General features: G+C 54.2%; 10 protein-coding genes. 8 read left to right on the forward strand and 2 right to left on the reverse strand.

Annotated elements, in window-relative coordinates; genetic code table 11:
* From VMW13_03680 to VMW13_03695, 4 genes are all read left to right on the forward strand, one after another.
* On the forward strand, window positions 1–471 hold a 471-nt coding region (locus VMW13_03680; GenBank protein HUV43913.1), incomplete at its 5' end, for an FKBP-type peptidyl-prolyl cis-trans isomerase.
* A 101-nt stretch (window positions 472–572) separates the two neighbouring features.
* A complete protein-coding gene (locus VMW13_03685; protein HUV43914.1) occupies window positions 573–1,823 on the forward strand; it encodes an ATP-grasp domain-containing protein in 1,251 nt (416 codons plus the stop codon).
* 15 nt (window positions 1,824–1,838) lie between these two features.
* On the forward strand, window positions 1,839–2,150 hold the full coding sequence (locus tag VMW13_03690; protein HUV43915.1) for a hypothetical protein: 312 nt from the start codon (window positions 1,839–1,841) through the stop codon (window positions 2,148–2,150).
* The gene (locus VMW13_03695) at window positions 2,151–3,041 is read left to right on the forward strand and encodes a CoA-binding protein (GenBank protein HUV43916.1); all 891 of its coding nucleotides are present in this window, start codon (window positions 2,151–2,153) and stop codon (window positions 3,039–3,041) included.
* A gap of 16 nt (window positions 3,042–3,057) precedes the next feature.
* On the opposite strand, the gene VMW13_03700 is transcribed toward VMW13_03695, so the two are convergent.
* Window positions 3,058–3,822, reverse strand: coding sequence for an enoyl-CoA hydratase-related protein (locus tag VMW13_03700; GenBank protein HUV43917.1), 765 nt, complete (start codon window positions 3,820–3,822; stop codon window positions 3,058–3,060).
* 591 nt (window positions 3,823–4,413) lie between these two features.
* Between VMW13_03700 and xrt the strand changes: the two genes are divergently transcribed.
* From xrt to VMW13_03715, 3 genes are all read left to right on the forward strand, one after another.
* Window positions 4,414–5,238 (forward strand): exosortase, encoded by an 825-nt coding sequence (xrt, locus tag VMW13_03705; GenBank protein HUV43918.1) that lies wholly within the window; start codon window positions 4,414–4,416, stop codon window positions 5,236–5,238.
* A 28-nt stretch (window positions 5,239–5,266) separates the two neighbouring features.
* The gene (locus VMW13_03710; GenBank protein ID HUV43919.1) at window positions 5,267–6,238 is read left to right on the forward strand and encodes a hypothetical protein; all 972 of its coding nucleotides are present in this window, start codon (window positions 5,267–5,269) and stop codon (window positions 6,236–6,238) included.
* A 184-nt stretch (window positions 6,239–6,422) separates the two neighbouring features.
* Complete coding sequence (locus VMW13_03715) at window positions 6,423–6,608, forward strand: hypothetical protein (protein ID HUV43920.1); 186 nt, start codon at window positions 6,423–6,425, stop codon at window positions 6,606–6,608.
* On the opposite strand, the gene VMW13_03720 is transcribed toward VMW13_03715, so the two are convergent.
* Window positions 6,605–7,312, reverse strand: coding sequence for a response regulator transcription factor (locus tag VMW13_03720; GenBank protein ID HUV43921.1), 708 nt, complete (start codon window positions 7,310–7,312; stop codon window positions 6,605–6,607). The genes VMW13_03715 and VMW13_03720 overlap by 4 nt on opposite strands.
* A gap of 603 nt (window positions 7,313–7,915) precedes the next feature.
* Here VMW13_03720 and VMW13_03725 point away from each other — a divergent pair.
* Window positions 7,916–8,512 carry a signal peptidase I gene (locus tag VMW13_03725; GenBank protein HUV43922.1) on the forward strand — a complete coding sequence of 199 codons (597 nt, stop codon included), beginning with the start codon at window positions 7,916–7,918 and terminating at the stop codon, window positions 8,510–8,512.
* Window positions 8,513–9,147: the final 635 nt, after the last annotated feature.

A 9,147-nucleotide genomic window follows, 5' to 3' on the forward strand; every position in this document is an offset into this window, starting at 1 on the left:
CTTGTAGTTACAGGGGTACTCATGGGTGGTTGCAGCAGTACACAATTCGCCAGAGATGGTGATATTGTCGATGTACACTACACCGGAACACTGCCAGACGGTTCGGAGTTCGATTCATCAGAAGGTAAAGACCCTTTGCAATTCACGGTCGGGGCCGGCCAAATGATAGCCGGTTTTGAGAATGCCGTATACGGGATGAAGGTAGGCGAGACCAAGACCGTAACCATCCCGTCAGCAGAGGCCTACGGACCACACGATGAAGACCTTGTAATGGAGATAAACCGGGACGAGTTGCCTGAAGATATTGAACCAACAGTTGGACTGCAAATCGGGGTGACTTACGAGGGAGGTCAGCAGGGTTCGGCTATCGTAACCGAAGTAACCGAGACCACCGTTACAATGGACGCCAACCACTTCCTTGCCGGAAAAGACCTCATCTTCGAGTTAAAGCTGGTCAAGATAAGAAGGTAGACCGCTAGTTATGCCATCTGCTAGAGCTGGTTGTGCCAGCAGGGCTGGTTGTGCCAGCAGGGCTGGTTGTGTCAACAGTTAGAGAAAGTAAGAGGTAGGCAATGCCGAAGCTCCTTGAATACCAGGGGAAACGACTCCTGAAAGAGATGGGAATACCGGTTCCCCGAGGTGATGTTGCCTCCACACCGCAGGAGGCACTCCGGATAGCTACCGAAATTGGTAAACCGGTGGCAGTTAAAGCCCAGATAGGCGTAACCGGCCGCTTCAAGGCCGGTGGTATCAAGTTTGCTGATACGCCCGAAGAGGCCGAAAAAGCCGCTGCCGGACTCCTCGGTGAAGACATCAAGGGTGCCAGGGTAACCAGGGTCCTGGTCGAGGAGCGGCTGGACGTCGAGCGAGAGATGTACGCCGGCATCATCGTCAACGATTCCTACAAGGTCAGGAGTCCGGTTCTGATGTTCAGCACCCGTGGCGGTGTTGACATCGAGGAGATAGCTGCCGAAGACCCGGACAGCGTGGTCAGTCTGAATATAGATGTACTGGACGGCCTTTCCATCGAAGAAGTCCGCAGCCTGGTCTCCAGGTTCAACATTCCCCTGCCCCTCATATCACCTCTCAGTGAAATAGTACATGGCCTGTACCGGGTCTTTCGGGAGTATAGTGCACGCAGTGCGGAGATGAACCCGCTGGTACTCACTACCAACGGAAAAATCCTCCCGGCCGACTGCCGTATCGTTATCGATGAGGCCTCGGTATTCAAGCATCCGGAACTGGAGATAGACTACCCCCGTGATATCAGCAGGGAACCTACCGAGCTTGAGCGAATTGCCTGGCGTGTAGAGGAAGAAGACTACCGCGGGACGGGTTACTTTGTCCAGCTTGCCGAGGGCTTCGGACCCGGTGAAGGATATGTCGGTTTTCATGGACTTGGCGGCGGCGGCGCTATGCTGGGAGCCGATGCCCTGATACGCCACGGGCTCAAACTGGCCAATTACGCGGAAAGCAGCGGCAACCCGACCGCCTCCAAGGTATACCGCGTCGTCAAGCTCGTCTTTTCCCAACCGGATATCGATGCCTTTGTACTCATGGGTGCGATGGTAGCCAACCAGGAGCAATGGCACCATGCCCATGCTCTGGTCCGGGCACTGAATGAAGACCTGATTAGCAGACCAGGCTTCCCGGTGGTTATCCTCATTGCAGGCAACAAGGAGAAGGAATCGCTGGAGATACTCAGGAACGGCCTGAGCGGGCTTCCGGCAAAAATTGAGATATACGGCCGTGATTACGTGTACAACGTTGATTTTATAGCAGAACGCGTGAAGGAACTCGTCGAGGAGTACCGGCGTACCTGAGAGGAGGCAGGCAGGATGACGACCCTTGAATTCCCGTTTCGCACCGGCAAGGTCGCGATTGACCTGGAGAAGTGCCGTGGCTGCCAGAGTTATGCCTGCGTCGAAGCGTGCACCCGGTTCGGGGGAAACCTCTTCAAGGTCGAAGATGGCCTGCCAGCCCTGATACCATCCGTTGAAGAGGCAGGCCGCCGTTGCATCGAGGACCTTGCCTGCGAGCGCTACTGCCAGGACAACGGCAACAAGGGCCTGCAAATCACTCTGGACATGTTCGGCCTGGACGAATACCGCAGGAAGGTCGGCCTTGCCGGGCACGGAGGGCAGGCATAAATGGCAATACTTGCTGACGAAAATACCACGGTACTGGTACAGGGCATAACCGGACGGGAAGGCAGTACCCGTGCGAAATACATGCTTGACTATGGCACCAGGCTGCTGTGCGGTGTCACTCCCGGTCGCGGCGGCAACAGCATCCACGGTATTCCCGTTTACAACACCGTTCAGGAGGCCGTCGAGGAACAGGGACCGATAGATGCCAGTGTGACCTTCGTGCCGGCACCGCAACTCAAACCCGCCGTCTTCGAGGCTATTGAGGCCGGACTGAAGATGGTTATTGTCCCTGCGGAGCGGGTGCCCTTGCACGATGCCCTGGAGATGATTTCTCTGGCACGGCGTAAGGGATGCCGTCTATTCGGGCCGGGCTGCATGGGCATGGTCACGCCGCAGAAGGCGGCCGTGGGGTGGCTGGGTGCTTCCGTCGAATTCGCCAACGAAATCTTCATTCCCGGGGCTGTTGGCGTAATGTCCCGCAGCGGTGGTCAAACGGGCACCGTGGTCTGGAGCATAACCAGGACCGGCATCGGCATATCAACGGCGATACACATCGGCACGGAGCCGGTCATCGGCACCAACTTCGCCGACGTACTACCCCTCTTCGAACAGGACGAGGCTACCAGGGCGGTAGTCTTGTTCGGTGAAATCGGCACAGTGGCCGAGGAGGAGGCTGCCGAAGTCATCAAGGAAGGCAGATTCAGCAAACCGCTGGTGGCTTATATCGCCGGACGAACGATGCCATCCGGCATGAGATTCTCTCATGCCAGTGCCATTATTGAAAGAGGCAGGGGCACCGCGGAAAGCAAGGTCAAGGCCCTGAAGGCAGCCGGTGCACACGTAGTCGATACGCCCCAGGAGATTGCTACCACACTGGCCGGGCTTCTCTAGCGGGCTGGTATCGCAACTACTTACCCTTGTAATCGGGAGTCTTCTTCTGGGCGAAGGCCCTGGCCCCTTCCATGAAGTCATCGGTTGTCCTGACGTAGGCGACCTTCTCGGCCTCCAGGTACAGGCCATCCGGCAGAGTCATATCATACCCCCGGATAATGGCCTCTTTGGTTGCCCTGATACCGAGCGGACCCCGCTGGCAGATAGTCTCGGCTATCTCCATGGCAGTCGACATCAACTGGTCCCGCGGGACAACCCTGCTGACCAGACCCCAGCGCAGCGCCTCTTCGGTGTTTATACGGTTTCCCGTAAGCAGTATCTCGGCGGCAACCGCACGGGGAATGAAGCGAGGCAACCTCTGAGTGCCACCGCCGCCAGCCATGAAGCCAATGTTTACCTCCGGCTGGCCCAACTGGGCGTTATCAGCGGCTATCCTGATATCACATGTCAGAGCCAGTTCCAGGCCCCCGCCAAGGCAGTAGCCGTGTATCGCGGCGATGACAGGCTTCCATATCGTGTCCGCCCGCACTGGTGGTTCATCACCCCGCCGGGGTGCTTCCCCGGTACCGGGCTGGAAACCCTTGATATCCGCACCGGCGGAGAACGCCCTGTCCCCGGTACCGGTAAGGATGGCAACCCAGAGGTCGTCGTTGTCCCGGAAATCGACCATCGTTTCATGTAGTTCACGATGTATATCAGCATTCAGGGCATTCAAAGCCTCAGGACGGTTGAGGGTGATAATTGCGATGTGGCCTTTCTTCTCATAAATAACAGCAGCCATGATAACCTCCTCCTATGTTCCGGCTTAGCAGACTGAATAGTACCGACCTTTTTGTCACCTGGTTACAGGAGGTAACCCCCTGTGGTACAAACCAGCGCTTGAATTCTAGCAGAGAGGCTTTACAGTCGTCAAATATGCGAATTGACTCATAATGAAAGTCACCGATAAACTCGTGGGACTCGATTACGACCAGATTCCGTTGCTACCGAACAAACATTACGGAAAAAGTGTATAGTGTAATCAAGAATGAGCAGGACAAGCAGTTGCCTCCATGATAGATGAATAACAGCACTTGCTCCCTATTGGCTGTTTGCTATCCCGGGTATTCCTGGAGTTGCCCTTCTCTATCGAGCGCAGAAGTATAAGACAGGGGTATTATGGAACAGTCTGGTAATGGATACCGGGCTTATATTATGTAAAGAGTGCCGAGAATGAATCTTATCCCGGGGATTATCAGGCTATCGAGGCGGCACAGGTAATACTTGAACTTATTAAGCTGGTAAAGGAAATAAGAGAAGCATATTCTCGTGGCCTGGTAACACCAGGCAACTACTTCCTTTGAACCGGCTGGGTGGGGATTGGTCCAATAGGGTGAAAAGAGGGCAACTTGTTACCACGGTGCTAATCGGAGGTATGTGCACTGCCCTCTACGTCCCGGTACTTGTTTACCTCGTCCAGGTCTGGCTGGCTAGCGCCTATTACAGCCACGGTTTCCTCGTACTACCTGTTTCTGCTCTGCTGGTCTGGTCCCGACGTAAGGAACTGGCAGAAGCAAAGCCCGCAGGTGTGGGAGCTGTCGTTCTTACTATCGGGCTGGTGGCGTATGCCGTGGGATTCATCTACAGGATTCATTGGCTCTGGGCATCTTCTGTTATCCCGGTGACTGCCGGACTGCTCCTCTACTTCAGGGGAGCACGAGCTACCCGTTCCATGCTCTTCCCCATTTGCTTCTTGATATTCATGATACCCCTACCCGTTCTCGATTCTGTTACAGTGCCGCTGCAGTTGGCATCAACAAGCGGGTCGGCGTCAATGGTGCGAGCATTCGGTCTGCCGGTCAGCAATACCGGTACCGAAATCCAACTTGCCGGTTCAACCTTCATCATTGGAGCCACTTGCAGCGGGATGAGTACCCTCATCTCACTTCTGGCACTGACTGCGTTATTCGCCTATCTCTTGAAAGGGCACTACCTCAAAAGGACGGTGCTTTTTCTCCTGGCCTTCCCAATAGCCGTTGCGGCTAACGTGCTGAGAATTGCTCTCATTCTGTTCGTTGCCCATTTCTGGGGGAGCGAGGCCGCCCTCGGGTTCTTCCACGGTCTCTCCAGTCCAATTGTCTTTCTAATTGCCATCCTGTCGCTGTTCCTTATAAGTCGCGTCTCAGGATGCAGTCTCAGAGAAGCAGATAGCACTTGACGTCTTTAGTTAACATCGCAGGTAGCTGATGAATGCATTCATGAAGAAGTACTGGCAGTTGTTCCTGATTACAGGTCTGTTCCTGCTCACGGTGGCAGTCATGGGACTTTGCCACCGCTCCCAGGTGGAAACGGTGGGCAGCTACGTGGCCATCGACACTCAACTATCTGGAGAGAGCCAGTATGCCAGGTATGTCAGGACTAAGACGAACCTGTCCGGTCAGCAGGAGCTTAATGATTTCCCGAGAGCGATAGCGGATTGGTACGGGCAAGACTATGATACTACAGAAGTAAAGGAGCATCTTGAAGCCGATGTACTACTCATACGGTCATATAGCAGGCCGGAGTTCTCTCAGCCAGTCATTCTCCTGATAATGCAGAGTGCAGAACTATCGAGCTTTCACATGCCCAATATTTGCTACAAGGTCCTGGGATACCTGGTTGATAGTGTCCAGGATGACTACGTGGTTATCAAAGACCAGTCCTGGGTTGGGCAAACAGGGAAGCAGGAGCCTGGTGAAATGCCCGCCACTCTGTCGGCAAGGGTGCGTCAGGAGCTTGAATTCGAACCGTACCAGGGCCGGATACCAGCCAAGAGGTTCACTGCCTCAAAACAGAATGAAGATGGTGAGGTCATAGAGCGCATACTGGTCCTGTACTCGGTCATAAATGATATAACGATCACGACGGACCAAATCCATATGATTCGGGTATCAGCACTGATCCCCCTAGCGGGTGGGTATGACGATACGCTTGCGGCTGCCAAGGAGCTTATGGGTGAGGTTGTTCCCCTCATGTTCGAACCCGCAGAAGAACCGCAAATGTCCATCACCTCTCTGGCGGAGTCCGGTGCCGGCGGCTATCTGGTCATCGTGCTTGCTTTCACCATTCCGCTGGCCATGATAGTCTACGCTTTGTGCATCGCTATAATGACCCTGCGCCATGCAAACGTGACGGCATCGGTGGCCGGAGAAGACGACAGCCGGGAAGAAACAGACTGACGAAGACAACCTTTGCCCTGCCGACATTGTCCCTTTCCCCGAAGGACGATGCACGGCACGGTAAATATCTCTCGAAGGCGGACGTGTAGTTGATTGCCCCCACCGGAGTCAGGTCATCCGTCCTGATCACCGCACAAAGAAGTGTTGGAATACTGTGTAGAAAGCGTGAAGAGGCGGTGGGAATATGACAAGAATAACAGCACCGGTGAGGCTGGTCAGGAAGGGGTGCCGCTCAGCTTCTCCCGCCGGTTACGGGGCAGGACTCATGCCGGCCATGCGAATAACACCGTCTGGTCTGAGGGCATCCGGTCAGATGGTAAAGATGGGGAATGTGGACAGGGGTCGAGAGGAATTTGTCCGGGGTCACTAAACGGTAGACAGCTTGCTGTTGGCAGTGTTGAACTTGTATCCTCTGCCAGGTTCGTTCACGATCAACCGCGGAGGGACGTCGTTGAGTTTGCGGCGTAGCTGGTAGATATACCTCCTGATGACGGAGGAGTCAACAGCCCCCCGTTGCCCCCAGATCCACTGTTCCAGGGAGCTATGATTCACCCACGTCCCCGGACTACGCACCAGGTAGTAGAGGATCTGGTATTCGGTAGCGGTAAGGTGGACCGGTTTATCCTCAAGCGTTACTTCCTTTGACTGGAAGTCTATCGTCAGGTCTCCAATGACCAAAGGAGGCGTGCTTTCATCGAGGCCGTCCCGGAGACCGCTGCGCCGTAGTGTTGCCCTTGCTCTGGCCAGAAGCTCCAGAGCGCTGAAGGGCTTAACTATATAGTCATCAGCCCCTTCTTCCAGCCCCCTGATGATATCCATCTCGTCTCCTCTCTCGGTGAGGAAAACAACCGGGATTTCAGAAAGCATACGTATCTGGCGGAGGACCTCAAACCCATCTATGTCGGGGAGGTTGACCTCAAGAATAACGAGATCAGGTGATTCGGTCTCAACCAGCGCTACGCCTTTTACTCCCTTAGTCGTCGAGATTGTAGTACACGTTGGCCAGCGGAGTTTGAATACCGCGGATATTGGGTGGATGTTATCGGCGTTATCCTCAATAATTAGTATCTTCATTCCCCACTACTCGGACCGGCTCTACCAGGGATGTGCGCCCAGCTGGCGGTTCTACCTCCGTCCGTCACTCAGGTTTATCAGCATATCCGAAACATACCACTGCATCATTATAGATGACGAATGTTAAGATACGAGTAAATAAGATAAACATTGGATAAATTCTCATCAGGAATTGCTAGGGGCCATCCTGCCCACCCTCCCCGGCCGGTGGGCCGCCGGGTAGCCGTTACTCAGCGGCTGTGGTAACGGTAGTCTACCTTTGCTAGCCTGGTTATCCCCATCCCCCCTGCGTCTCATTGTAAATTCCTAGTTAGCGAAAGATTTTAACACATTCTGTCAAGTTAGACAACAATCTGCTTCGTCTATTCATTACTACTGCATTCACTATGCCATGTGTGGAACCGGTCTGTAAGACCCAAGAGGGTTGCCATCGAGGGACAACTGGTTCATAACCGTGATTCGAAAGACCAATAACAATCGACTCAGGTGTTCAATTCAGGGCCATCTTTCCTTTGGAGTCAGCCCTTACCATTGACAGGCAAAATGATGGCATGTAGCATAGACGTAGCAGAACATAATATTGCAGGCGGATGAACGGGACCGGTGATAAGTGAAACCAAACGAATAACCGGGAGGCGAACGGTCAGGTGGCTGAGCTACCTGCTCCTGGCGGTGGTTCTCGTGGGTTTCGTCTTCGTTTTGATTACTACCAGGTTCTGTAATTGGCGATTTGATGCTGTCTTGACCGGAAGCATGATCCCAACCTTCAAGATCGGTGGTATGGTAGTGATACACCCTGTTGACCCGCTTGCTGTGAGCACAGGAGATGTAATCACCTACGAGCATCCAGTGCAACCAGACCTCTTGATTACCCACCGCGTGGTGGCAGTGTTGGAAGAGGATGACTCGCTGAGTTTTCAAACCAAGGGAGATGGTGTTGAGGCCGAGGATAGCTATACTGTACCCTCCCAGACGGTTAAAGGTAGAGTCTGCCTGTATGTTCCGCTTTTTGGCCACTTCGCTGAATTCGTGAAGACTCCGTTTGGCTTCACCATATGCCTCATCGTGCCCTGTGCTCTGCTTGTTCTCGGCGAATACCGGAAGATCACCGCTCTGGTCAGCGCGAAGAAAAGAGGTGGGAAGAAGGCAACCACCAAACAGGGGTCCGGCACTTCTTCCGATTCGCTGCCCAGAGTGTAGGGCATCGCCCAAGGTACCAGAGATGACGTACGATTTGAGGAGAATCCCGGGATAAGGCTTAGGCCACAAGAGTCGCCTTAGGAAGTTCATCGGTAACAAGACGACAAGGCGAGTGGCGGCTGTCCTGTTCGTGCTTACCGATGTGATTCTCACCCTTTTCATCGTCTTACCGTTTCCCTTTGGAGGCAAGTGGATTGTGGTACTGAGCGGGTAGTATGACGCCCACTATGCAGGTGGGGGGCATGGTGCTGATGACACCGGTGGAACCAGCTTCTATCCAGGTGGGGGATATTATTTCCCACTATCCTCCCGGATATTCGGATGTGCTAGTGTAGTGTCTTACAAATGCCTTTACAGTCCCTGTCATTCTAGCAAGCCTATGAAAAACCCTTTCGACCAATCCCCGTGCGGCCCAGAAGGGGCGGCGCCTTCCCCTTCCTGTCCAGGAAGAGCCTTCCTACCGAGGAAGGGGGGAAAGATTATATCTGGGGGACACCGGCATAATCTGGTTTCGGATTCTGCTAACGTCATTCTTACAGAATGACGCCCAGACACCCCTGCCAGAAGGGGGCGCCCCTGAGAAGGGGCGAAGCCCTTCTGGACTCCCCTTTTTCATCACCCTGTTAGACTCGATC

It is taken from the genome of Dehalococcoidales bacterium (assembly GCA_035529395.1).
Lineage (GTDB): Bacteria > Chloroflexota > Dehalococcoidia > Dehalococcoidales > Fen-1064 > DUES01.

What these genes read in the sequence shown, in the direction of transcription:
- VMW13_03685 (HUV43914.1), top strand. Translation starts at nt 573, where the DNA reads ATGCCGAAGCTCCTTGAATACCAGGGGAAACGACTCCTGAAAGAGATG.
- VMW13_03690 (HUV43915.1), top strand. Translation starts at nt 1,839, where the DNA reads ATGACGACCCTTGAATTCCCGTTTCGCACCGGCAAGGTCGCGATTGAC.
- VMW13_03695 (HUV43916.1), top strand. Translation starts at nt 2,151, where the DNA reads ATGGCAATACTTGCTGACGAAAATACCACGGTACTGGTACAGGGCATA.
- VMW13_03700 (HUV43917.1), bottom strand. Translation starts at nt 3,822, where the DNA reads ATGGCTGCTGTTATTTATGAGAAGAAAGGCCACATCGCAATTATCACC.
- VMW13_03710 (HUV43919.1), top strand. Translation starts at nt 5,267, where the DNA reads ATGAATGCATTCATGAAGAAGTACTGGCAGTTGTTCCTGATTACAGGT.
- VMW13_03715 (HUV43920.1), top strand. Translation starts at nt 6,423, where the DNA reads ATGACAAGAATAACAGCACCGGTGAGGCTGGTCAGGAAGGGGTGCCGC.
- VMW13_03720 (HUV43921.1), bottom strand. Translation starts at nt 7,312, where the DNA reads ATGAAGATACTAATTATTGAGGATAACGCCGATAACATCCACCCAATA.